Origin of the sequence: Nocardia bhagyanarayanae (genome assembly GCF_006716565.1) — a bacterium.
In the GTDB taxonomy this organism is placed as follows: Bacteria; Actinomycetota; Actinomycetes; order Mycobacteriales; family Mycobacteriaceae; genus Nocardia; species Nocardia bhagyanarayanae.
Map to the genome: position 1 here is coordinate 3,487,639 of NZ_VFPG01000001.1, position 22,477 is coordinate 3,510,115.

The window sequence follows — 22,477 nt, forward strand, 5'->3', positions numbered from 1 at the left end:
ACCGCGCTGGTCCGTTCCTCGCTTCGATGGTGTTATGCCGCAAATACTTTCGGCTGGTCCTCGGCCCCGTCGGTGTCGTTCTCGCCGCGCGAGTCCGCGGTCCACAGCCCGATGATCGCCGCGGCGATCGCGATCAGGCCGCCGACCAGCAGCGCGCGCTGGAATCCGTCGGTCATCGCGTCCAGTTGCGGCTCGCCCGCCGCCAATCGCGAGGTGGTGCGGGAGGTGGCGATCGCGGTCAGTACGGCGATGCCGAGCGCGCCGCCGATCTGCTGGGCCGTGTTGAGCAGGGCGGCGGCGAGTCCGGCTTGCTCGGCGGGCACACCCGCGTTGGCGGCGGTGGTGTTCGCGACGAACACCGCGCCCGCGCCGATCGACATGACCAGCATGCCGGGCAGCAGGTGCGCCAGATAGGACCCGTCGGTCGGAATGAACGACAGCCACACGATGCCGAGCCCGGTGATCGCCGCGCCGCCCACGATGACCGGCCGGGTGCCCACCCTGGCGAACAGCTTCGCCGAGAGGCCCGCCGCCACACCGATGGTCAGGCTGACCGGCAGATACGCCACGCCCGCGGTGAATTCGCCGTAGCCGAGCACCGACTGCATGTACAGCGTCACGAAGAAGAACATGGCGAGCATGCCCGCCGCGACGGTCAGGTGGGTCAGGTTCGCCGCGGCCAGACCGCGGATGCGGAAGATCGACAGGGGCACCAGCGGATCGGCCGAGCGGTGCTCGTTGACCACGAAGGCGATGAGCAGCGCCGCCGCGCCGCCGAGCAGCGCCAGCGTCGTCGCGTCGCCCCAGCCGTGGTCCGGCGCCTTCACCAGGCCGTACACCAGCAGCATCAGGCCGCCGGTGCCCAGCGCGGTGCCGAAAAGGTCGAAGCCGCCACGGATCTCGTTGCGCCGATCGTTGGGGACGAGCGCCGGGATGGCCGCGAGCACCAGCAGGCAGACCGGGGTGTTGACGTAGAACACCCAGCGCCAGCCGGGGCCTTCGGCGAGCACGCCACCGAGGAAGACGCCCGCCGCCGACGCCAGGCCCGCCGCCCCGCCCCACACGCTCAGCGCCGTCGTGCGGTCGGAGCCCTCGCGGAAGGTCGTGGTGAGGATGGACAGCGCGGCGGGCAGCATCAGCGCCGCGCCGACGCCCTGGGCCAGCCGCGCGCCGATCAGCAGCCCGCTGTCGTCGGCGAGTCCGCCGACCGCGGAGGCGACGGCGATGAGCAGCGTGCCCGCCACGAGCACGCGGCGACGGCCGAGCAGATCGGCGAGGCGGCCGCCGAGCAGCATCAGCCCGCCGTAGGTCAGCAGGTAGCCGCTGGTGACCCATTGCAGCGTCGACACGTCCATGCCGAGCTCGCGCTGAATGGTCGGCAGCGCGACGTTGACGATCGAGCCGTCGACGAAGTCGAGGAACGCGACCGTGCACAGCAGCGCGAGCGTGAGCTTGCCGCGGCGGGTCGCCAGATACGAAGGTGTTTCGGTCGGTGATCGCACTGGGGGTCCTTCTCTGCGAGTCCGGACGGTTTTCGTCCTGTCGCCAACCAAGAGCGGCGGCGCCGAGGGGAGGTGACGTCGCGAGAGTCAGATCACAGTCCGCGGCCGCGATGTCACGTTCCGCGCCTCGAAACACTCTCGGGACAGGACAGCCGCGCGAGCTTTCCGGCACAGGAGGAACGATGATCGAGACCATGGAAGAACAGGCGACGGAAGTCTTCGCCGAGCATCGCGAACTGCTCTTCTCGATCGTGTACAGCATGCTGGGCACCGTCACCGACACCGAGGACGTCCTGCAGGACACCTGGCTGGCCTGGGTATCGCGCCACCGCTCCGAGCTCGACGAGATCACCAGCCCGCGCGCGTACCTGGTGCGCATCGCGGTGAACAACGCGCTCTCGCGCCGGGAGACGCTGGCCCGTCGGCGCGAGACCTACGTCGGCCCCTGGCTGCCCGAGCCGCTGGTCGCCGACACCCCGGAGGTCAGGGACAGCGCGGACGCCGCCGAGATCGCGTTGCGGGGTGAGTCGGTGTCGCTGGCGATGCTCGTCGTTCTGGAGACGCTCACTCCGCTGGAGCGCGCGGTGTTCGTGCTGCACGAGGTGTTCGGCTATCCGCACGCCGAGATCGGCGCGATGCTCGGCAGGGCGACCCCGGCGATCCGCCAGCTCGCGCACCGGGCCAGGGACCACGTGCGGGCCAAGCGCCCGCGCTACCAGGCCGACGCGCGGACCCAGCGGGCGGTGACCGAGCGCTTCCTCGCCGCTCAGCTCAGCGGGGACGTGACGGGTCTGCTGGAACTGCTCGCGCCGGATGTCACGTTCCTGTCCGACGGCGGCGGCCTGCTCCGTGCGGCGCTGCGGCCCGTGCACGGACCGGACAAGGTCGCGCGCCTCCTCACCAGCCGTATGGTGCTGTCTTCCGTTCCCGACATGACGATCCGGTACGGGTGGACCAACGGCGAGCCGTCCGCGGTCGTCTGTTCCGGCGGTGCGCCGGCCGCCGTCCTGCTCTTGGACGTCGACGCCGACACCGGAAAGGTGCGCACGGTCTACGCGATTCGCAATCCGGAGAAGCTGACCCACCTGCGCGGGTGAGGGTCAGCGCAGCATCCGCGGATACGGCAGATCGGTGCTGGTGTTCTCCGACACCGCCAGCGGGCTGCCGATCTGCGGGAACGCCCGCTGCGGGCAGGCGGGCCGCTCGCACACCTTGCATCCCGCGCCGATCGGCACGGCCGCGCCCGGGTCGTCCAGGTGGAGTCCGGTCGAATACACCAGGCGGTCGGCGTATTCGATGTCGCAGCCGAGACCGATCGCGAAGTTCTTCGTCGCCGTGCCGAATCCGTGCGGCGCGATGAACGCCGTCCGGGCGATCCACAGGTAGCGCCTGCCGTCCGGCATGGCGGAGATCTGGGTGAGGATGCGGCCCGGGTGGGCGAACGCCTCGTGTACCACCCACAGCGGGCAACTGCCGCCGACGCGGGAGAAGTGAAAAGCCGTGGCGGACTGGCGTTTCGAGATGTTGCCCGCGCGGTCGGTGCGGACGAGGAAGAACGGAACGCCGCGCTGGCCCTGCCGTTGCAGCGTGCTCAGGCGGTGGCAGATGGTCTCGAAGCCGACCTCGAAGCGCAGACTCAGCAGGTCGATGTCGTAGCGCAGTTCCTCGGCCGAGCGCAGGAACCGGCCGTAGGGCAGGATCAGCGCGCCCGCGAAGTAGTTGGCCAGGCCTATCCGGGCGAGCGCGCGGGATTCGCCGGTGAGCGAAGGGGTTTCGTTGAGTACCGCGTCGAGCTCGGCGCCGAAGAGCAGGAAGCCGAGCGTGGTCGCGATCTGGAAGGCGCGCTGCCCGGGGCGCAGCCTGCGGGCCAGGGTCAGGGTCCGGCTCTCGGGGTCGTAGTGGCGCTTGGGGATCGACGGGTCGGCGCCGTCGCCGCGCACCAGAACGGTCACCCCCGCCCGTTCCTCGGCGATCCTGGCGAGCTGCCGGTCCAGCGAGCCGATGGTGAGACCGCACTCCTCGAAGAGTTGTTCGGCGAGGTGGTCCAGGCGCGGGATGTGGTTGTGGTGGTCGTAGAAGAAGTCGCGGACGTCCTCGTAGGGCATCGGTACGCCCGGCCCGCCGGTGGGCGCGGCCACCCGGGAGGAGAGCAGATCGAGTTGATCGGTGGCGGCGCGTAACCGCCGGTGCATGGCGACCAGGATGCGGGCCACCTCCGGCTGGCGGGTGGCCAGCTCCTCGACCTCGGTCAGCGGGGCGCTGTCGCCGCCCGCCGCGTCGACGAGCACCTCGTGCAGGTCGGAGACCAGGCGAGCGTCGGAGTCGGCGGCGAAGAACTGCACATCCAGGTCGAAGGTGGAGTTGAGCTTCAACAGCACCGGAATGGTGAGCGGTCGCTGGTCGCGTTCCAGCTGATTGAGATAACTGGGCGAGAGATCGAGGGATTTCGCCAGTGCCGCCTGCGTCATCCGCCGTTCCTCGCGCAGTCGCCGCAGCCGGGCGCCCGCATACATCTTGCGCACGGGCGAATCCTAACGGCTTCGTCTTCGCAAACATCGCAGAATCGCTACTTCTCGCGCACAGAAATCGGCATATGCAAGGGGTTTTTGCATTCGCGTTCGCTGCGTAGCGTGCGAAGAGAGGCCCTTGGGCCGGTAGCCGTCTGGAACCCGGAGGATGCATGAAGACCCATATAGTACGCGCTCGCGCCGCCGACGAGGCGTTTCCGCGCAGCGAACATCTCGCCGCGAAAATCGCGGAGATCGCCGCGGATCCGGTCGAGGTGACCGACGAGGTGGCCGAGATGATCGTGAACCGGATCATCGACAACGCGGCCGTCGCCGCGGCCTCGGTGCTGCGCCGTCCGGTGACCAGCGCGCGTATCCAGGCGACGGCACAGCCGTATCGGCCGCGTGAAGGGCGGTCGGGTGCCACGGTGTTCGGGTTGTCGACGCAGACCCGGGTTTCGCCGGAGTGGGCGGCGTGGGCCAACGGGGTCGCGGTGCGGGAACTGGACTTCCACGACACTTTCCTCGCCGCGGAGTACTCGCATCCCGGCGACAACATCCCGCCGATCCTCGCCGTCGCCCAGCACACCCGGCGCACCGGCGCCGAGCTGATCCGCGGCCTGGCCACCGGCTACGAGATCCAGATCGACCTGGTGCGCGGAATCTGCCTGCACGAGCACAAGATCGATCACGTCGCGCATCTGGGCCCCTCGGCCGCCGCGGGCATCGGCACGCTGCTCGGCTTGGACACCGAGACCATCTACCAGGCCATCGGCCAGGCGCTGCACACCACCACCGCGACCAGGCAGTCGCGCAAAGGTGAGATCTCCAGTTGGAAGGCCTACGCCCCGGCGTTCGCGGGCAAGATGGCGGTGGAGGCGGTGGACCGGGCGATGCGCGGCGAAGGCGCGCCCGCGCCGATCTGGGAGGGCGCCGACGGCGTCATCGCGTGGCTGCTCGGCGGCCCGGACGTCGAGTACCGCGTGCCGCTGCCCGCGCCCGGCGAGGCCAAGCGGGCGATCCTGGACAGCTACACCAAGGAGCACTCGGCCGAATATCAGAGCCAGGCACCCATCGACCTGGCCCGCCGGATGCGCTCGCGCATCGGTGATCTCGACCGGGTCGCGTCCATCGTGCTGCACACCAGCCACCACACCCACGTGGTGATCGGCACCGGTTCCGGCGACCCGCAGAAGTTCGATCCGCACGCCAGCCGGGAGACCCTGGACCACTCCGTTCCTTATATCTTCGCGGTGGCGCTGCAGGACGGCGGCTGGCACCACGAGCGCTCCTACACGCCGGAGCGCGCGCGGCGGCCGGACACCGTCGAGCTGTGGCACAAGATCTCCACGGTCGAGGATCCGGAATGGACCCGCCGCTACCACTCCACCGACCCGAACGAGAAGGCGTTCGGCGCGCGTGCGGTGGTGACGTTGCAGAGCGGCGAGACCATCGTCGACGAGCTGGCCGTGGCCGACGCCCACCCCCTCGGCGCGCGCCCGTTCGCCCGCGACCAGTACATCGAGAAGTTTCGGACGCTGACCGACGGGGTAGTAGATCCTGCGGAGCAGGACCGTTTTCTCGATGCGGCGCAACGCACCGCGAAACTCGGTGCGGGCGAACTCGATCAGCTGACGTTCACCGTGGCGCCCGAGGTCCTCGGCCGGGCACCGGAGGTTCGTGAGGGGATCTTCTGATGCCCGACCAACTCCGTTCCGGCCTGATGGCCGCCACCACCACCGCCGCCGACAAGCGGGCGGCCTTCCGCGCGGGACTGAACTCCGGTCGCATCCAGCGCCTGCCCGGCGCGTTCAATCCGCTGGTGGCCACGTTGATCCAGCGGCTCGGCTTCGAGGGCGTGTATGTCTCCGGCGCGGTGGTTTCGGCCGAAATGGCGCTGCCCGACATCGGTTTGACCACGCTTACCGAGGTGGTCGAGCGGGGTCGGCAGATCGCCAGGGTGACCGACCTGCCCGTGCTCATCGACGCCGACACCGGTTTCGGCGAGCCGATGAACGCCGCGCGCACGGTGACCGTGCTCGAGGACGCGGGCCTCGCGGGCTGCCATATCGAGGACCAGGTGAACCCCAAGCGCTGCGGTCACCTGGACGGCAAAGCCGTTGTGCCAGTGGACGACATGGTGCGCAGGCTGCGCGCCGCCATTTCGGCACGCCGCGATCCCGGCTTCGTGATCTGCGCCAGGACCGACGCGCGTGGCACCGAGGGTTTGGCCGCGGCCATCGACCGCGCCAAGGCCTACGCCGACGCGGGCGCGGACCTGATCTTCACCGAGGCGCTGGCCGACGCGACCGAGTTCGCCGAGTTCCGTGCGGCAGTGGATGTTCCGCTGCTGGCCAACATGACGGAGTTCGGCAAGTCCGAACTGCTCTCGGCACAGGCGCTGGAGGAACTCGGCTACAACGCGGTGATCTACCCGGTGACCACGCTGCGGCTGGCGATGCACGCGGTCGAACAGGGGCTGGCCGAGATCGCCTCGGCCGGAACGCAATCCGGCCTGCTCGACCGCATGCAGCACCGCGCCCGCCTCTACGAGCTGCTCGAATACCAGCGCTACGACGACTTCGACTCCGGAATATTCACCTTCACGCTGAGCGAGTGAACCATGACCGAGATCAGAAAGGGCCTGGCCGGAGTGGTGGTCGACACCACCGCCGTCTCCAAGGTCGTGCCCGAGACAAATTCGCTGACCTACCGCGGTTACGCGGTCCAGGATCTGGCGGCGCACTGTAGTTTCGAGGAGGTCGCGTACCTGCTCTGGTACGGCGAACTTCCCGACGTCGCCCAGCTCCAGTTGCTGTGCCGGCGGGAGCGCGCGCAGCGGCGGATCGACCGGTCGATCCTGTCGCTGATCGAGAAGATGCCCGAGAGTTGCCACCCGATGGACGTGGTCCGCACGGTGGTGAGCTACCTCGGCGCGGAGGACGCGGGCATCGATCCGGACGGCATCGCCGCGCCGAAAGACTTGCTGGCCAGGGCATTACGGCTGACCGCCGTGCTGCCGACGGTGGTCGCCGCCGACATGCGCCGCCGCCGCGGACTCGATCCCATCGCGCCGGACTCGCACCTGGGTTTCGCGGAGAACTTCCTGCGCATGTGCTTCGGCGAGGTGCCGGACCAGCGGATCGTCCGCGCCTTCGAGACGTCGCTGATCTTGTACGCCGAACACGGTTTCAACGCCTCCACCTTCGCCGCCCGCGTCGTCACCTCCACCCGCTCCGATCTCTACAGCGCGGTCACCGCCGCCATCGGCGCGCTCAAGGGCCCGCTGCACGGCGGCGCCAACGAAGCCGTGATGCACGCGATGCTGGAGATCGGCGAGCCGGAGCGCGCTGCGGGCTGGTTGCGCGGCAAGCTCGCCGCCGAGCAGAAGGTGATGGGCTTCGGGCACCGCGTCTACAAGAACGGCGACTCCCGGGTGCCCACCATGAAGGCGGCGCTGGACGACGTGGCCGCGGTGACCGGCGGTGCGCGCTGGCTGCGGATGTACGACGCGCTGGAGCGTGCCATGGCCGAAGTCACCGGCATCCGCCCGAACCTCGATTTCCCGGCCGGCCCCGCCTACTACCTGATGGGCTTCGACATCGAGATGTTCACGCCTCTCTTCGTGCTCAGCCGCATCACCGGCTGGACCGCGCACATCGCCGAGCAGTCGGCGGGCAACGCGCTCATCCGGCCGCTGTCGGAGTACACGGGCGTGGCCCAGCGCGACCTGCTCGTCGCGGGCGGGGTGGGACGCCGCTAGGCGCGGGTGTCCGGTAGTTCTTTCGGCGCCCCTTCGCCAGCGGTGATGATCTTGATCACCGCGGCGACAAGCGGGCCCTCGGGATCGCTGAGCCGTGGCAACGGCGTCCGGTCTATCAGCAGTGAGCCGAGAGTGTGGTCTACCAGTTCAGCACCGACTTGCTCGGCAGAGCGACGCCCTTCCGGTTCGAACCACGTCCACGCCCACTGCGCCGAGCCGAAGATGAGCAGGGTCCGGATACTCTCGTCGACAGGCCGGAACTCACCCGAAACGACGCCCGACTCGAGCACGTCGCGCATGATTCCCAGGTAATGCCGTCGCAGCTGACGCCCCTCGGAAGTCTCCTCCTGCTGGGCGAACCGCGCGACCTCGCGCTGGAAAGCGACAGTCCGATTTCGATCGTGCACTTGATAGAGCATGGACGCGTACAGCAGCGCGGCCATCCGTTCGGTAGGCGTCGGAAACTCGGCCACGATGCGTTCGGCTTCCTCGATACGCTGCCGCATATAGGAAATATGCAGGGCTTCCAGCAGCCGCGCCTTGGTGCCGTAGTGGTGCACGATCAAGCCCTGCGAGACGCCCAATTCACTCGCGACCCCACTGAAGCTGGTCCCGTCGTAGCCCTTCTCGGCAACATGGCGCGTGAAGATATCGAGAATCGCACCTGACCTGCCCGGCTCGGCCGCACGCCTACCCACCGATACCACCCCTCCTGGTCCAAATTTTCCCGCACACTCTAGCGCCCAGGTGACTGCTCGACCCCGGCGTTGACTGAGTGCGCAGTCAGCATTAGCATTATGCGCCGAGTCACAGCGGATGTACTCGCCGCATCAATCATTGATCTACCTCGAGCAACAAACCATGCGCATAACCAGCCAAGGAGACGACCGCGTCGTCGTCACCAGTCGTAACCTGTGGTCACACCGCGCGATGAGCCCTCGCTGCGAGATGGTCACCGTCCATCGCCACCCGGCCCGCGAGCCCCAGCAGGCAACGCTGGCGAAGTCCCCGGCATGGCCGGACCATCTGATCTGTCCGAACCGTCGGTCCGCGGTGAAGGACGCGTGAGCGTCATGGATGCGGAGGTCGCGGCGACACCGGAGGATCCGGCGACCGATGCGGGATCTCTGCTGTCGCCGGATCAGCTCTTGGCCGCGATCGGTGGTCGTCTCGCCGATCCGTTGCCGCTGATCTCGTGGGCGAGGGAACTTGGCGATCTGCACGCCGCCCTGATCTCGACGGCTTTGAACCCACGGCGTCCATCCGACCTCACCGAGGCGGCCCTCCACGCGGAAATCGCGAAGGTCGTCGACAAGATCAACTCTTGGGCGGCCTTCTACGTCCGCCACAGCCGGTGCGCCCGCCGCCACACGCACACCTTCGGCGAGGTGATCAGTCATGTCGCGAAGTCCTACGCCGAGGCGTGGTGGACGGTGCTGCACGCCGACTGCGCGGAGCTCCGGCACTCCGCATGGGTCCATCTCGGCGAGGTCCGCGACGGCTACGCCCAACTCATCACCGATATCCGAGCCGGCCGCGTCCAACTCCCCCTGGGATGGCGAGGTATCCGACATACCCGACAAAATGACGCCGCTCTCGAAAATGACGGCGCTCTCGCCGAAGGAACCGAGGGAGACTAGAGCCCTTGTTCGACCAAGCAATTGTTTGGTTGAATCGGTGCGAGCCGATGTCCCCTGGAAAGCGAGCGCGCCGATGACAGGACCTGACGAACTCGTCCGTGCGATGTGTCGGAGCTGGTCCGATCCGGATCCCGACCGGATCAGCTCGTATTTCGGCGAAGACGCGGTCTACCACAACATTCCGATGGAACCGATCGTCGGCCGCACCGCCATCCGCGATTTCATCGCCGGCTTCCTCACCACTTTCGACGCCATCGATTTCGACATTCACCACCAGGTGACCGCCGGCAACATCGTCATGAACGAACGCACCGACACCTTGCGCGGCAACGGCCGCGACACCCCACTCCCTGTCATGGGCGTCTTCGAAGTGCACGACGGCGCCATCACCGCCTGGCGCGACTACTTCGACATGGCCGCCATCAACCGCGCCTTCGGTCTGCCGGGTTGAGCCGAGCCGTCACCACACACCGCCCTGGATCGGGAACCGGATGGGCTCGGCGCGCGTCGAACAAAGACAGCAGGGGAGAAATTTTTGTCGACGTGTGAGGAGGGGTAGCGCATGGAACGGTCGAGGTGTGTGCCGTCGTGGCGGCAGGGAGTGAGTCCGAAGCCTCGGATGCGTCCGGTGCGGCAGGCGGGGGAGGCTTGCGAGAGCTACACGTCGCGGAGGCGGCGGCAGCAGCAGGGGCGTCCGCCGGAGGGGGAGTGAGATGGCATCTGGCTGAGGCGCCGGAGGGCGGGCGAGGGTACGTCCTCTGACGCGGGAACAGAGCGCAGCGGCCGGGCCGCGCGGGGAGCGCGGCCCGGCCGTAGTTTCAGCGCACCGCTTTGGCGGCCGCGACCATGTTGCGCAACGAGGCTTCCACTTCGACCGGGCCGCGGGTCTTCAGTCCGCAGTCCGGGTTGACCCAGAGCCGTTCGGCGGGAACGGCTTTCAGGGCGGCGCGGAGGGCGGTGGTGATCTCCTCGACGCTGGGCACGCGCGGGGAGTGGATGTCGTAGACGCCCGGACCGACGCCGAGGGAGAAGCCCGCGGCGTTGAGGTCGTCGAGCACCTCCATGCGGGAGCGGGCCGCCTCGATGGAGGTCACGTCGGCGTCCAGGCCCGCGATCGCGTCGATGACCTCACCGAACTCCGAGTAGCACAGGTGGGTGTGGATCTGGGTGGCGTCGGAGACGCCGGAGGTCGCCAGGCGGAACGCGCCCACCGACCAGTCCAGGTAGGCGGGCTGGTCGGCGGCGCGCAGCGGGAGCAGTTCGCGCAGCGCGGGTTCGTCGACCTGGATGATGCGGATGCCCGCAGCTTGCAGATCCACGGTCTCGTCCCGGATCGCCAGCGCGACTTGGCGCGCCGAGTCGGCGAGCGGCTGGTCGTCGCGCACGAACGACCAGGCGAGGATGGTGACCGGGCCGGTCAGCATGCCCTTGACCGGCTTGTCGGTCAGGGACTGGGCGTAGGTGATCCACTCGACGGTCATCGGCGCGCGGCGGGTGACGTCGCCGAACAGGATCGGCGGCCGCACGCAGCGGGTGCCGTAGGACTGCACCCAGCCGTTCTCGGTGGCCGCGAAACCGTCGAGCTGCTCGGCGAAGTACTGCACCATGTCGTTGCGCTCCGGCTCGCCGTGCACGAGCACGTCCAGGCCCAGCTTCTCCTGCAAAGCGACGACGTCGGCGATCTCGGCGCGCATCCTGCGCACGTACTCGGCCTGGTCGATCTCACCCTTGCGCAGCGCCGCCCTGGCCAGCCGGATCGCCGAGGTCTGCGGGTAGGAGCCGATCGTGGTGGTCGGCAGCGCGGGCAGCTCGAGCCGTTGCGCCTGCAGCGCGCGGCGCTCGTCGGCGGGCGCGCGCCGGGTGGCGTCCGGACCGAGCGAGCCGAGCCGCGCCCGAACCCGCTCGTCGGACAGTCGCGGGTCGGTGGTGCGGGACTCCGCGGCCGCACGCGCGGCGGCCAGCTCCTCGGCGATGGCGTCGGTGCCCTGCGCCAAAGCCGTTGCGAGCAGCCGCACTTCGGTCACCTTCTCGGCGCCGAAGGCCAACCAGGAACGCAGCCGCTCATCGAGTCCGGTCTCGGAAGCCAGCGAGTACGGCACGTGCAACAGCGAGCAGGAGCTCGACACCGCCACCGACGACGCGCTGCCGAGCAGCGTCCCGAGGGTGGTCAGCGCGCGGTCCAGGTCCGTGCGCCACACGTTCCGTCCGTCGACCACACCCGCGACCAGCAGCTTGTCCGCCAGCGACGGCAGCGAGACCACCGCGGACAGGTCCGGCGCCGCGGCGAAGTCCAGCGCGATGCCCTCGACGGCGGTGCTCGCGAGCGCGGGCAGCGCGTCACCCGGCGTGCCGAAGTAGGTGGCGACCAGGATCGCGGGCTGCTCGCTCGCCTCGGCCAGCTCGGCGTAGGCGCTGCGCACCAGCTCGATCTCGTCCTCGGTGAGATCGGTGACCAGCACCGGCTCATCGATCTGCACCCAGGCCGCGCCCGCGGCGGCCAGCTGCCGCAGCAGTTCGCGGTAGAGCGGGACCAGCTCGCCGAGCCGGTCCAGCGCCGCGCCCCCGGTGGCCTTGGCCAGCTTCAGGAAGGTGACCGGCCCGATCACCACCGGCCGTGCGGGCACGCCGAGCTCGATCGCCTCGCTCAATTCGGCGAGCAGCTTGTCCGGGTGCAGCGCGAACGTCGTCTCCGGACCGATCTCGGGGACGAGGTAGTGGTAGTTGGTGTCGAACCACTTGGTCATCTCCAGCGGTTCCACCGTGTCGGTGCCGCGCGCGGCAGCGAAGTACCGGTCGAGCGGATCGGCGATCCCGGCCACCCGCTCGGGCAGCGCGCCGAGCAGCACGGCGGTGTCGAGCACCTGGTCGTAGTAGGAGAAGGTGCCGACCGGGATCGAGTCCAGCCCGGCCGCTCGCAGCTCGGTCAGCTGGGTTCGCCGCAGGTCGCGGGCAATCGCGTGCAGCTGCTCGGCGTCGATGCGTCCGGCCCAATACGACTCGGTGGCGCGCTTCAGCTCGCGCCGCGGCCCCACGCGCGGTAGCCCGAGAACCGTCGCGGTGAATGGTGTGCGTTCGGAAACAGTCACGGTGTGCTCCAGTGCTTTTCAGGACGTGAGCCATCGCCGTGCGAGCACGCGGCGACCAGCGGACGTCGTCGGGCAACCGAAGAGACACGGAGCCCTGGAAGTCGGCACTGATGGTCCGCGCGCCCAATCCACGAGGCGGTGGCCGCCGGATACGGCGTATCCGGCACGGCTGGCAGGTCTTCGGACTCGCGGGCACCGGCTGGGGAGATTCCTCCCGCCGACCTACTGGCCGTCGCTTCCCAGGTCTTCACCCAGTGCGTGATGACGGTGTTCGTTCCTGCATACCGCTGCGGGACAGTCCCGGATTCTCACCGGGTTCCCTCTCGCCCGCCGCCCGGCAAACCGGGAGCGGACTTCGACTCCGGCGCTCGACGTCGGGGCTCCATCTCGTCGGGCGCACTGGAGAACCAGCTGCGTTGTCCAGCATAAACGGACGACGGGATATTCCCCGCCCGCCCTCGGCCGGGCCCGCACAGACCGGCCCGGCGGATCGTGAGATGTGACGCCGGGATGAACGCAACTTCGCAAGCCTGCTAGGTCTCGTTGTGAAGATTGCTGCGAAGGGGACTTCCCTGTCGTCGCTGTATTCGGGGGCAGGTACCTTGGTTCAATGTTCTCGAAAGTCTTGGTTGCCAATCGTGGCGAGATCGCCATCCGCGCGTTCCGCGCCGCCTACGAACTCGGCATCGGGACCGTCGCCGTCTTTCCCTACGAGGACCGCAACTCGGTTCACCGTTTGAAGGCGGCGGAGTCCTATCAGATCGGGGAGCAGGGCCACCCGGTTCGCGCCTATCTCTCCATCGAGGCGATCATCGACGCGGCCAAGACCGCGGGTGCCGACGCCATCTACCCGGGCTACGGATTCCTCTCCGAGAACCCGGACCTGGCGGCCGCCTGCGCGCGTGAGGGCATCACCTTCATCGGCCCCTCGGCCGAGGTGCTGGAGCTGGCGGGCAACAAGGCGCGCGCCATCGAGGCCGCGAAGGCGGCGGGTCTCCCGGTGCTGAAGTCCAGCGCGCCCTCGGCGGACGTGGACGAATTGCTCGCCGCCGCAAACGAACTCGAATACCCGATCTTCGTCAAGGCGGTCGCGGGCGGTGGCGGTCGCGGCATGCGCCGGGTCGCCGCGCCGGAGCAGCTGCGCGAATCGATCGAAGCCGCCTCGCGCGAGGCCGAGTCCGCGTTCGGCGACCCGACCGTGTTCCTCGAGCAGGCGGTGGTGAACCCGCGCCATATCGAGGTGCAGATCCTGGCCGACCAGCACGGCAACGTCATGCACCTGTTCGAGCGCGACTGTTCGGTGCAGCGCCGCCACCAGAAGGTGATCGAGCTTGCGCCCGCGCCGAATCTGGATCCGGCTCTGCGCGAACGCATCTGCGCCGACGCGGTGGCCTTCGCCCGCCAGATCGGCTACAGCTGCGCCGGCACCGTGGAGTTCCTGCTCGACGAGCGCGGCAACCACGTCTTCATCGAGATGAACCCGCGCATCCAGGTCGAGCACACGGTGACCGAGGAGATCACCGACGTCGACCTCGTGCAGTCGCAGCTGCGCATCGCGGCGGGCGAGACCCTCGCCGACCTCGGCCTGAGCCAGGACTCCGTCACCATCCGCGGCGCTGCGCTGCAGTGCCGCATCACCACCGAGGACCCGGCCAACGGATTCCGTCCCGACACCGGTCGCATCACGGCCTACCGCACCCCCGGCGGCGCGGGCATCCGCCTCGACGGCGGCGCCAACCTCGGCGCGGAGATCGGCGCCTACTTCGACTCCATGCTGGTGAAGCTGACCTGCCGCGGCCGGGACCTGCCAGCGGCGGCGGCCCGCGCGCGGCGCGCGCTCGCCGAGTTCCGCATCCGCGGCGTCACCACCAACATCCCGTTCCTGCAGGCGGTGCTCGACGATCCCGACTTCAAGGCGGGCCGGGTCACCACCTCGTTCATCGACGAGCGCCCGCAGCTGCTGACGCTGCGCCAGTCCGCCGACCGCGGCACCAAGATCCTCGAGTACCTGGCCGACGTCACCGTCAACAAACCGCACGGCGAGCGCCCGACCACGGTGTACCCGCACGACAAGCTGCCCGCCATCGATCTGAGCGTGCCGCCGCCGGACGGTTCGCGCCAGCGACTGCTGCGCCTGGGCCCGGAGGGTTTCGCGCAGGCGCTGCGCGAGCAGAAGGCGGTCGGGGTCACCGACACCACCTTCCGTGACGCGCACCAGTCGCTGCTGGCCACCCGTGTGCGGTCCAACGGTCTGTTGCAGGTCGCCGGGCACGTCGCGCGGATGACCCCCGAGCTGCTCTCCGTCGAGTGCTGGGGCGGCGCGACCTACGACGTGGCGCTGCGCTTCCTCTACGAGGACCCGTGGGAGCGGCTTGCCGCGCTGCGCGAGGCGATCCCGAACATCTGCTTGCAGATGCTGCTGCGCGGACGCAACACCGTCGGCTACACCCCGTACCCGGAGCAGGTGACCAGGTCCTTCGTCTCCGAGGCGACGGCCACCGGCATCGACATCTTCCGCATCTTCGACGCGCTCAACAACGTCGACCAGATGCGTCCGGCCATCGACGCGGTGCGCGAAACCGGTACCGCCATCGCCGAAGTCGCGATGAGCTACACCGGCGACCTGTCGAACCCGAACGAGAACCTCTACACCCTCGACTACTACCTCAAGCTGGCCGAGCAGATCGTGGACGCGGGCGCGCACGTGCTCGCCATCAAGGACATGGCGGGTCTGCTGCGCGCCCCGGCGGCCGCGACCCTGGTCACCGCGCTGCGCAGCAACTTCGATCTGCCGGTGCACGTGCACACCCACGACACCCCCGGCGGTCAGCTGGCCACCTACCTGGCGGCCTGGCAGGCGGGCGCGGACGCGGTGGACGGCGCGAGCGCCGCGATGGCGGGCACCACCAGTCAGCCCGCGCTCTCGGCGATCGTCGCGGCGGCGGCCAACAGCGAGCACGACACCGGACTGGACCTGCAGAACGTGTGCGACCTGGAGCCGTACTGGGAGGCGCTGCGAAAGGTATACGCGCCCTTCGAATCCGGGCTGCCCGCTCCGACCGGACGCGTCTACACGCACGAGATCCCCGGCGGTCAGCTGTCGAACCTGCGCCAGCAGGCCATCGCGCTCGGCCTCGGCGATCGCTTCGAAGAGGTCGAGGCGAAGTACGCGGCCGCCGACCGGCTGCTCGGCCGCCTGGTGAAGGTGACGCCGTCGTCGAAGGTCGTCGGTGACCTCGCGCTCGCGCTGGTCGGCACCGGCGTCGACATCGAGGATTTCGCCGCCGATCCCGGCCGCTACGACATCCCCGACTCGGTGATCGGCTTCCTGCGCGGCGAACTCGGCACCCCGGCGGGCGGCTGGCCCGAACCGTTCCGCAGCAAGGCGCTGGCCGGACGCGGTGCGGCCAAGCCGGAGACCCCGCTCTCGGCGGCGGATCAGGCGGGGCTGGAAGGGGATTCGCTGGAGCGCCGCGCGACACTGAACCGGCTGCTGTTCCCCGGCCCGACGGCGGAGTTCCTCACCCACCGCGAAAAGTACGGCGACACTTCGGGTCTGAGCGCCAACCAGTTCTTCTACGGTCTGCGCCGCGGCGAGGAACACCGCGTGCAGCTGGAGAAGGGCGTCACCCTGCTGATCGGTCTCGAGGCCATCTCCGAGCCCGACGAACGCGGCATGCGCACGGTGATGTGCATCCTCAACGGCCAGCTGCGGCCGGTCGCGGTGCGGGACCGGTCCATCGCCTCCGAGATCCCGGTCGCGGAGAAGGCGGACAAGACCAACCCCGGCCATCTCGCCGCGCCGTTCGCGGGTGTGGTCACCCTGGCGGTCGGCGAGGGCGACACCGTCGAGACCGGCGACACCATCGGCACCATCGAGGCCATGAAGATGGAGGCCGCCATCACCGCGCCGCGGGCGGGCACCGTCGCCCGCGTCGCGATCGGCAAGGTGCAGCAGGTCGAGGGCGGTGACCTGCTGGTCGAACTCGCCGTGCGCGAGTCCACCGCGGAATGACCCGGATCGTCGCAGGTGCGGCGGGCGGGCGGCGCCTCCGGGTGCCGCCCGCGGGCACCAGGCCGACCTCAGACCGGGTGCGCGAGGCGCTGTTCAGCGCGCTCGACGCCAGGATGGATCTGGACGGCGCGCGGGTACTCGACCTGTACGCGGGATCCGGCGCGCTCGGCTTGGAGGCGCTGTCCCGCGGCGCGTCCTACGCGCTGCTGGTCGAGTCGGATCGCAAGGCCGCGGCCGTGGTGCGCGGCAACATCGCCGACCTCGGCCTGCCCGGCGCGGAACTGCGCGTCGGGCCGGTCGCCGCGGTGCTCGCCCAGGGCGGCGCCGGCCGGTTCGATCTGGTGCTCTCCGACCCGCCCTACGACGTGGACACCGCGGCGGTGACCGCCGACCTGACCGCGCTGGCCGACGGTGGCTGGCTGCACCCCGACGCGCTGATCGTCGTCGAACGGTCCAGCCGATCCCCCGAAATCGCTTGGCCCGCAGCCTTCGTCCCGGCCAAGCCGCGTCGCTACGGCGAAACCCGCCTGGAACTGGCCGACTACCGGCCGTGACCGGGTGGTAGCGTCGCCTCATGGCTGGAGCACTGTGTCCCGGATCGTTCGATCCGGTCACCAACGGGCATCTCGACGTATTCGCCCGCGCGGCGGCGCAATTCGACGAGGTCGTGGTGACCGTCATGGTGAACCCGAAGAAGCAGGGCATGTTCACCGTCGAGGAGCGGATGGAGATGCTGCGTGAGGCGACCGCGCACCTGCCGAACCTGCGGGTCACCTCCTGGCAGGGACTGCTGGTGGACTTCGCCAAGGAGCAGGGCATCACCGCCATCGTCAAGGGCCTGCGCGACGCCACCGACTTCGGCTACGAACTGCAGATGGCCCAGATGAACAAAAAGCTCTCCGGAGTCGACACCTTCTTCATCGCCACCAACCCGACCTTCAGCTTCCTGTCCAGCTCGCTGGTCAAGGAGGTGGCGACCTACGGCGGCGATGTCAGCGACATGCTCCCGCCGTCGGTGCACAAGCGGCTGCTCGATCGCCTCGCCGAACGGCGCGGCTGAGCCCACGACAAGAAACCGCCCCGGTTCCGAATCGTCTCGGAACCGGGGCGGATCTCGTTCGGGGTCCGGGTCAGAACACCAGACCGCGCAGGGCGAGGAAGCGCATGCCGCCGACCGCGGCGGTGATGGCGAGGACGGCCGCAGCCTGGGCGATGTCGCCGAGGCCGGGGGCCCAGATCTCCAGTCCGGCCAGCGCCGCGGTCGTGATGCCCAAGCCGACGAGGGCGAGTCCGCCGCCCTCCCACTGCGCGGTGAACCAGCCGACCCGGCCCGCGGCGTGGAAGGTGAGCTGGCGGTGCAGCTCGTTGGCGATGATCGTGCTCACGACCGATCCGGCGATGTTGGCCACGATCGGGCCGATGCCGTGCATGGCGAAGAAGAGCAGGACGTAGGCGACATTGCTGGAACCGCCGACGAGCGCGAAACGCACGAGCTGGGCGAAGGCGCGATCGCCGCGCAGGTACTGCAGCAGCTGCCCGAACCGGGCGGCCGACACCGTGCGCACCGTGGGGTACGGGAAGGCCCACGGCGAGTAGATGCCGATCGGCACTCCTGCCGAGTGCGGTACTTCCAGAACCGTCATTGTTCTTCCGATCCAACCTGAGCCTTCGGTAGGGACAACCGCGGCGGGTGCCGCTTCCTTCCGTTGGCCTCCTGTGCTCCCACAGTCCGGCTTCGAGCCTGCGGTCTGCTTAAGAAGATCTTGTTGGGATCCTCTCGTGAAAAATGTAGCACGAAGTGGAGGGTCTTCCTCCACTTGATTTTGTGGTGTGCGAGACACTGCGACGACACACCGGAAGAGGACTCGGCATCCGCCGTGATGAGAGGCACACTGGGCGTCGGCGGAGAGTTTCGCCGGAGTCAGCAGGAGAGCGGGGTAGTGAGCATGTATCGCGTATTCGAGGCACTCGACGAGCTGGTGGCCATCGTCGAAGAGGCGCGCGGTATCCCGCCGACCCGCAGCTGCATCGTGCCGCGCGGTGACGTGCTCGAACTGCTCGACGACGTGCGCGACGCGCTGCCCGGCGAACTCGACGACGCCCAGGACGTGCTCGACCACCGCGACAAGATCGTCTCGGACGCCCGCTCGGCCGCCGAGTTCACCGTGACCACCGCCAACGAACAGGCCGAGCAGACCATCGGGTCGGCCCGCGAGGAAGCCGATCGCATCCTCGCCGACGCCAAAGCGCACGCCGACCGCATGGTCGCCGAGGCGAGCGCGCACGCCGATCACCTGGTCACCACCGCGCAGGCCGAGGCCGATCGCATCGTGGCCGACGGCAATGCCGAGTACGAGGCGGTGACCGGCCGGGCCCGCACCGAGTCGGAGCGCATGATCGAGGCGGGCAAGGCGTCCTACGAGCGCTCGGTGGCCGAGGGCCTCGCCGAGCAGGAGCGCCTGGTGACCCAGACCGAGGTGGTGCGGGCCGCGCACGCCGAATCCGCGCGACTCATCGACAGCGCGCACGAGGAGGTCGACCGGATGCGCGACGAGTGCGACCACTACGTGGACTCCACGCTCGCGCAGTTCGAGGAGACGCTCAACAGCACCTTGCGCGTCGTCGGCCGCGGACGGCACCAGCTGCGCAGCGGCGCCGGCGCGCCCGACTACGCGGGGGAATTCCGCCGCTGACCCCTGCCGCGGCCCGTCGCCGCGCCGAAGCCGCTGCGGACGACCCGCGCGGAACCTACTGCCCAGCGCTGTCGGCGTTTTGAGGTTCGAGGGACACCTCGCGTATTGTTGAGTGGTTGCCCATTTCCCTTCGATCGTGAGTGAGTTCGTGATGCCCGCCGGTTCCGGTTCCGCGTCGCGTCACCGTGCGGCTTCGCACCGCAAGGTGGACGCGGGTTTCGTGCTGGACACCCGCAGTCTGGGGCGCCGCCCCGGCACCATGCGGGAGCAGCAGCGCACGGTCACCACCGCCGAGCGGATCGGGTTGGACCTGATCTACATCCCGGAGGGGGCGGAGGTCGAGCTCGACCTGCAACTGCAGGCGGTGTCCGAGGGTGTGCTGGTCACCGGAATGGTGACCGCGCCGACGGCGGGGGAGTGCTCGCGCTGCCTCGAACCGTTCACCGGCGAGGTCCGGCTTCATCTCACGGAGCTGTTCGCCTATCCCGACAGCACCACCGAGCAGACCACCGAGGACGACGAGGTCTACCGGATGGACGACGACCTCATCGACCTGGAACCGGTGATCGTCGACGCCATCGGCCTCGAGCTGCCGCTGCAGCCGCTGTGCACGCCGGACTGCGCCGGGCTGTGCCCGGAATGCGGCGTGCGGATGGCGATTGCGGGTTCCGATCATGGGCATGAGATACTTGACCCTCGCTGGGCCGGGCTGGCGAAGTTCGCCACCGAATCGCCCGGCGACGGCAGTCCCGACGCGGACGCCGACCCAGACCGATAAACGCAAGACCGTCAGCCGAACCGGCAGAGCAATTAGGACAGAGGAGAGTTAGTCGTGGCCGTTCCCAAGCGCCGGATGTCCCGTTCCAACACCAGGTCGCGGCGCAGCCAGTGGAAGGCCACCGCGCCGACCCTGATCACCTGCCCGAACCGCGCCTGCGGCGAGAAGACCCTGCCGCACATCGCGTGCCCGTCCTGCGGCACCTACAAGGGCCGCCAGGTCACCGCCGCCGTCTGACAGTTCGACCTGTCGTATCGACGTGACCGTCAGCAAGGACGAAGCCGGCTCGTCCGGTGAACATGCCAGCCTGCTCGAAGCCCTCGGCGTCGACGTGCGACCGGATCTGCTACGCCTCGCGCTGACGCACCGGTCGTACGCCTACGAGAACGGCGGCCTGCCGACCAACGAGCGCCTGGAATTCCTCGGCGACTCCGTCCTCGGCCTCAGCATCACCGAGCGGCTGTACCACGAGCACCCGGACAAGTCCGAGGGCGAACTGGCGAAGCTGCGGGCGAGCGTGGTGAACATGCACGCGCTCGCCGAGGTGGCGCGCGGGCTCGGCGAGGGCGGGCTCGGCGTGCATCTGCTGCTCGGCAAGGGCGAAGAGCTCACCGGCGGCCGTGACAAGCCGAGCATCCTCGCCGACGGCATGGAGTCGCTGCTCGGCGCGGTGCACCTGCAACACGGCATCGACGTGGCGCGCGGCGTGGTGCTGCGGCTGTTCGCCGAACTGCTCGAGCGCGGTCCCCGAATGGGCGCCGGTCTCGACTGGAAGACCAGCCTGCAGGAACTCACCGCGGAACGCGGACTCGGCGTGCCCAGCTACGAGATCACCTCGACGGGGCCCGACCACGACAAGGAGTTCACCGCGACCACGGTGATCGGTGGCCGTGCCTACGGGCAGGGCGTCGGCCGGTCCAAGAAGGAAGCGGAGCAGAAGGCCGCGGGCGCCGCCTACCAGGCGCTGACCGCCGAAGCCTGACGTGCCCGAACTCCCCGAGGTCGAGACGGTCCGGCTCGGACTCGCCGAGCACGTCGTCGGCCGCACCATCGAATCGGTGACCGTCACGCACCCGCGATCGGTGCGCCGCCACCTCGAGGGCGCGGCCGATCTCGCCGCCCGGATGGCCGGGCAGCGGGTGGCGTCGGCCGAACGTCGTGGCAAATACCTTTGGCTCACCTTCGACGACGGCGACGACGCGCTGGTCGTGCATCTGGGCATGAGCGGTCAGATGCTGGTGCAACCCGCCGAGGCGCCGCTGGAGAAGCACGCGCACATCCAGGCGACCCTGCACGACGGCACCCAGCTGCGTTTCGTCGACCAGCGCACCTTCGGCGGCTGGGCGCTCGCGCCGCTGGTCGAGGTGGACGGCTCACTCGTTCCCGAGCCGGTCGCGCACATCGCCCGTGACCCGCTCGACCCGCGCTTCGATCGCGAGGCGGCGGTGGCCGCGATTCGCGCCAAGCAGTCCGAGATCAAGCGGGTGCTGCTGGACCAGTCGGTGATCTCCGGCATCGGCAACATCTACGCCGACGAGTCCCTCTGGCGCGCGCGCATCCACGGCAATCGCCTGGCCTCCGGCCTGACCCGCCCCGCGGTCCGTGCGCTGCTCGACGCGACCGCCGCCGTCATGGGCGAGGCGCTCGTCGCGGGCGGCACCTCGTTCGACGCGCTCTACGTGAACGTCAACGGCGAGTCCGGCTACTTCGACCGCGCGCTCGCCGTCTACGGCAGGGCGGACGAGCCGTGCCTGCGCTGCGGCGCGCCCATCGTCCGCGAGCGTTTCATGAACCGTTCCTCCTTTTACTGTCCGCGCTGCCAGCCGAAGCCGCGCCGCCGCTGAGCCGAGCGAGCTACCGTTTCCTCATGCGGTCCGGGACTCCCGCCCGGTCGCCTGGAGGAAGGACATATGCGCAAGCTCACCTACTACGTCGCGTCGACGATCGACGGCTTCATCGCCACCGAGGACGGGTCGGTCGACTTCTTCCCGGTCGGCGGCGACCACGGCCCGGCGATCACCGCGCAGTATCCCGAGACCCTGCCGACCAAGGTGCGGGAGTCGCGCGGCATCGACAAGCGCAATGCCAACTTCGACACGGTGCTGATGGGCCGCAAGACGCACGATTTCGGCGTGCGCACCGGCACCTCGAGCCCGTACGCGCACCTGCGGCAGTTCGTCGTCTCGACGACGCTGCCGGAGAGTCCGGACCCGGCCGTCGAGCTGATCTCGGACGATCCGCTGGGGCGGGTCCGAGAACTCAAGCGCGACAGGGGACTAGGCATCTGGCTGTGCGGCGGCGGCGAGCTGGCCCAGGTACTGCTTCCGGAGATCGATCAGATCTTCCTCAAGCTGTACCCGATCGTGCTCGGCCGCGGCCGCTCGCTGTTCGGCTCCGGGCCACGGCTGCCGGAGGCGGCCCGCTTCCGGGTGATCACCAGCCGGGTGTTCGAAGACGGGGTGGCCTTCGTGAAGTACAGCCGGATCCACTAGC

Annotated in this window: 20 protein-coding genes and 1 riboswitch; of the genes, 15 read left to right on the plus strand and 5 right to left on the minus strand. The window is 69.2% G+C overall.

Going from position 1 to position 22,477, the window contains the following annotated elements:
* Window positions 1-32 precede the first annotated feature (32 nt).
* Window positions 33-1,502 (minus strand): MFS transporter, encoded by a 1,470-nt coding sequence (locus FB390_RS14730; RefSeq protein ID WP_141809462.1) that lies wholly within the window; start codon window positions 1,500-1,502, stop codon window positions 33-35.
* Window positions 1,503-1,684: 182 nt separating this feature from the next.
* Here FB390_RS14730 and sigJ point away from each other — a divergent pair, with 182 nt between their 5' ends.
* The gene (sigJ, locus tag FB390_RS14735) at window positions 1,685-2,599 is read left to right on the plus strand and encodes an RNA polymerase sigma factor SigJ (RefSeq protein WP_141809463.1); all 915 of its coding nucleotides are present in this window, start codon (window positions 1,685-1,687) and stop codon (window positions 2,597-2,599) included.
* Window positions 2,600-2,602: 3 nt separating this feature from the next.
* Here the strand turns inward: sigJ and FB390_RS14740 are convergent, their stop codons facing one another.
* Window positions 2,603-4,024, minus strand: a complete 1,422-nt coding sequence (locus FB390_RS14740) for a short-chain fatty acyl-CoA regulator family protein (protein WP_185757034.1) — start codon at window positions 4,022-4,024, stop codon at window positions 2,603-2,605.
* Window positions 4,025-4,182: 158 nt separating this feature from the next.
* On the opposite strand from FB390_RS14740, the gene prpD reads away from it, so the two are divergent.
* Genes prpD through FB390_RS14755 form a run of 3 tightly spaced genes read left to right on the plus strand, consistent with a single transcriptional unit; the run spans window position 4,183 to window position 7,772 of the window.
* Entirely contained in the window at window positions 4,183-5,706 is a 1,524-nt protein-coding gene (prpD, locus tag FB390_RS14745; RefSeq protein ID WP_141809464.1) for a 2-methylcitrate dehydratase PrpD, read from the plus strand.
* The gene (prpB, locus tag FB390_RS14750) at window positions 5,706-6,629 is read left to right on the plus strand and encodes a methylisocitrate lyase (RefSeq protein ID WP_141809465.1); all 924 of its coding nucleotides are present in this window, start codon (window positions 5,706-5,708) and stop codon (window positions 6,627-6,629) included. Before prpD ends, prpB begins: the two co-directional genes overlap by 1 nt.
* A 3-nt stretch (window positions 6,630-6,632) precedes the next feature.
* Window positions 6,633-7,772, plus strand: coding sequence for a bifunctional 2-methylcitrate synthase/citrate synthase (locus tag FB390_RS14755; RefSeq protein WP_141809466.1), 1,140 nt, complete (start codon window positions 6,633-6,635; stop codon window positions 7,770-7,772).
* Here the strand turns inward: FB390_RS14755 and FB390_RS14760 are convergent.
* A complete protein-coding gene (locus tag FB390_RS14760; RefSeq protein ID WP_141809467.1) occupies window positions 7,769-8,470 on the minus strand; it encodes a TetR/AcrR family transcriptional regulator in 702 nt (233 codons plus the stop codon). The genes FB390_RS14755 and FB390_RS14760 overlap by 4 nt on opposite strands.
* A 366-nt stretch (window positions 8,471-8,836) precedes the next feature.
* On the opposite strand from FB390_RS14760, the gene FB390_RS14765 reads away from it, so the two are divergent.
* Together FB390_RS14765 and FB390_RS14770 are read left to right on the plus strand one after the other, a co-directional pair.
* Complete coding sequence (locus FB390_RS14765) at window positions 8,837-9,412, plus strand: hypothetical protein (RefSeq protein WP_141809468.1); 576 nt, start codon at window positions 8,837-8,839, stop codon at window positions 9,410-9,412.
* Window positions 9,413-9,485: 73 nt separating this feature from the next.
* The gene (locus tag FB390_RS14770; RefSeq protein WP_141809469.1) at window positions 9,486-9,863 is read left to right on the plus strand and encodes a nuclear transport factor 2 family protein; all 378 of its coding nucleotides are present in this window, start codon (window positions 9,486-9,488) and stop codon (window positions 9,861-9,863) included.
* Between the two features lie 367 nt (window positions 9,864-10,230).
* On the opposite strand, the gene metE is transcribed toward FB390_RS14770, so the two are convergent.
* On the minus strand, window positions 10,231-12,498 hold the full coding sequence (metE, locus tag FB390_RS14775; RefSeq protein WP_141809470.1) for a 5-methyltetrahydropteroyltriglutamate--homocysteine S-methyltransferase: 2,268 nt from the start codon (window positions 12,496-12,498) through the stop codon (window positions 10,231-10,233).
* A gap of 154 nt (window positions 12,499-12,652) precedes the next feature.
* Window positions 12,653-12,860: riboswitch (cobalamin riboswitch) on the minus strand.
* A gap of 248 nt (window positions 12,861-13,108) precedes the next feature.
* Between metE and FB390_RS14780 the strand changes: the two genes are divergently transcribed.
* From FB390_RS14780 to coaD, 3 genes are read left to right on the plus strand one after another with little or no spacing between them, the layout of a single operon-like run.
* Window positions 13,109-16,513: a pyruvate carboxylase gene (locus tag FB390_RS14780; protein WP_141809471.1), complete on the plus strand. Its 3,405-nt coding sequence runs from the start codon at window positions 13,109-13,111 to the stop codon at window positions 16,511-16,513.
* Window positions 16,510-17,067, plus strand: coding sequence for a 16S rRNA (guanine(966)-N(2))-methyltransferase RsmD (gene rsmD / locus FB390_RS14785; protein WP_141809472.1), 558 nt, complete (start codon window positions 16,510-16,512; stop codon window positions 17,065-17,067). Before FB390_RS14780 ends, rsmD begins: the two co-directional genes overlap by 4 nt.
* A 20-nt stretch (window positions 17,068-17,087) precedes the next feature.
* On the plus strand, window positions 17,088-17,573 hold the full coding sequence (coaD, locus tag FB390_RS14790) for a pantetheine-phosphate adenylyltransferase (protein ID WP_141809473.1): 486 nt from the start codon (window positions 17,088-17,090) through the stop codon (window positions 17,571-17,573).
* Window positions 17,574-17,643: 70 nt separating this feature from the next.
* Here the strand turns inward: coaD and FB390_RS14795 are convergent, their stop codons facing one another.
* A complete protein-coding gene (locus FB390_RS14795; RefSeq protein WP_141809474.1) occupies window positions 17,644-18,156 on the minus strand; it encodes a GtrA family protein in 513 nt (170 codons plus the stop codon).
* 303 nt (window positions 18,157-18,459) lie between these two features.
* On the opposite strand from FB390_RS14795, the gene FB390_RS14800 reads away from it, so the two are divergent.
* The 6 genes from FB390_RS14800 to FB390_RS14825 all read left to right on the plus strand — a co-directional run bounded on the left by FB390_RS14800 (window position 18,460) and on the right by FB390_RS14825 (window position 22,476).
* A complete protein-coding gene (locus FB390_RS14800; protein WP_141811776.1) occupies window positions 18,460-19,206 on the plus strand; it encodes a DivIVA domain-containing protein in 747 nt (248 codons plus the stop codon).
* 151 nt (window positions 19,207-19,357) lie between these two features.
* Window positions 19,358-19,984 (plus strand): YceD family protein, encoded by a 627-nt coding sequence (locus FB390_RS14805; RefSeq protein WP_141811777.1) that lies wholly within the window; start codon window positions 19,358-19,360, stop codon window positions 19,982-19,984.
* Between the two features lie 54 nt (window positions 19,985-20,038).
* Window positions 20,039-20,221 carry a 50S ribosomal protein L32 gene (gene rpmF, locus FB390_RS14810; RefSeq protein WP_014987105.1) on the plus strand — a complete coding sequence of 61 codons (183 nt, stop codon included), beginning with the start codon at window positions 20,039-20,041 and terminating at the stop codon, window positions 20,219-20,221.
* Window positions 20,222-20,243: 22 nt separating this feature from the next.
* Complete coding sequence (rnc, locus tag FB390_RS14815) at window positions 20,244-20,966, plus strand: ribonuclease III (protein WP_141809475.1); 723 nt, start codon at window positions 20,244-20,246, stop codon at window positions 20,964-20,966.
* Between the two features lies 1 nt (window position 20,967).
* Window positions 20,968-21,828 (plus strand): bifunctional DNA-formamidopyrimidine glycosylase/DNA-(apurinic or apyrimidinic site) lyase, encoded by an 861-nt coding sequence (mutM, locus tag FB390_RS14820; RefSeq protein WP_141809476.1) that lies wholly within the window; start codon window positions 20,968-20,970, stop codon window positions 21,826-21,828.
* Window positions 21,829-21,894: 66 nt separating this feature from the next.
* On the plus strand, window positions 21,895-22,476 hold the full coding sequence (locus tag FB390_RS14825) for a dihydrofolate reductase family protein (protein WP_141809477.1): 582 nt from the start codon (window positions 21,895-21,897) through the stop codon (window positions 22,474-22,476).
* Window position 22,477 lies beyond the last annotated feature (1 nt).

Excerpts from the sequence above, each read along its gene's own strand:
- sigJ (WP_141809463.1), top strand. The coding sequence starts at position 1,685 with ATGATCGAGACCATGGAAGAACAGGCGACGGAAGTCTTCGCCGAGCAT.
- prpD (WP_141809464.1), top strand. The coding sequence starts at position 4,183 with ATGAAGACCCATATAGTACGCGCTCGCGCCGCCGACGAGGCGTTTCCG.
- prpB (WP_141809465.1), top strand. The coding sequence starts at position 5,706 with ATGCCCGACCAACTCCGTTCCGGCCTGATGGCCGCCACCACCACCGCC.
- FB390_RS14755 (WP_141809466.1), top strand. The coding sequence starts at position 6,633 with ATGACCGAGATCAGAAAGGGCCTGGCCGGAGTGGTGGTCGACACCACC.
- FB390_RS14770 (WP_141809469.1), top strand. The coding sequence starts at position 9,486 with ATGACAGGACCTGACGAACTCGTCCGTGCGATGTGTCGGAGCTGGTCC.
- FB390_RS14780 (WP_141809471.1), top strand. The coding sequence starts at position 13,109 with ATGTTCTCGAAAGTCTTGGTTGCCAATCGTGGCGAGATCGCCATCCGC.
- rsmD (WP_141809472.1), top strand. The coding sequence starts at position 16,510 with ATGACCCGGATCGTCGCAGGTGCGGCGGGCGGGCGGCGCCTCCGGGTG.
- coaD (WP_141809473.1), top strand. The coding sequence starts at position 17,088 with ATGGCTGGAGCACTGTGTCCCGGATCGTTCGATCCGGTCACCAACGGG.
- FB390_RS14795 (WP_141809474.1), bottom strand. The coding sequence starts at position 18,156 with ATGACGGTTCTGGAAGTACCGCACTCGGCAGGAGTGCCGATCGGCATC.
- FB390_RS14800 (WP_141811776.1), top strand. The coding sequence starts at position 18,460 with ATGTATCGCGTATTCGAGGCACTCGACGAGCTGGTGGCCATCGTCGAA.
- FB390_RS14805 (WP_141811777.1), top strand. The coding sequence starts at position 19,358 with ATGCCCGCCGGTTCCGGTTCCGCGTCGCGTCACCGTGCGGCTTCGCAC.
- FB390_RS14825 (WP_141809477.1), top strand. The coding sequence starts at position 21,895 with ATGCGCAAGCTCACCTACTACGTCGCGTCGACGATCGACGGCTTCATC.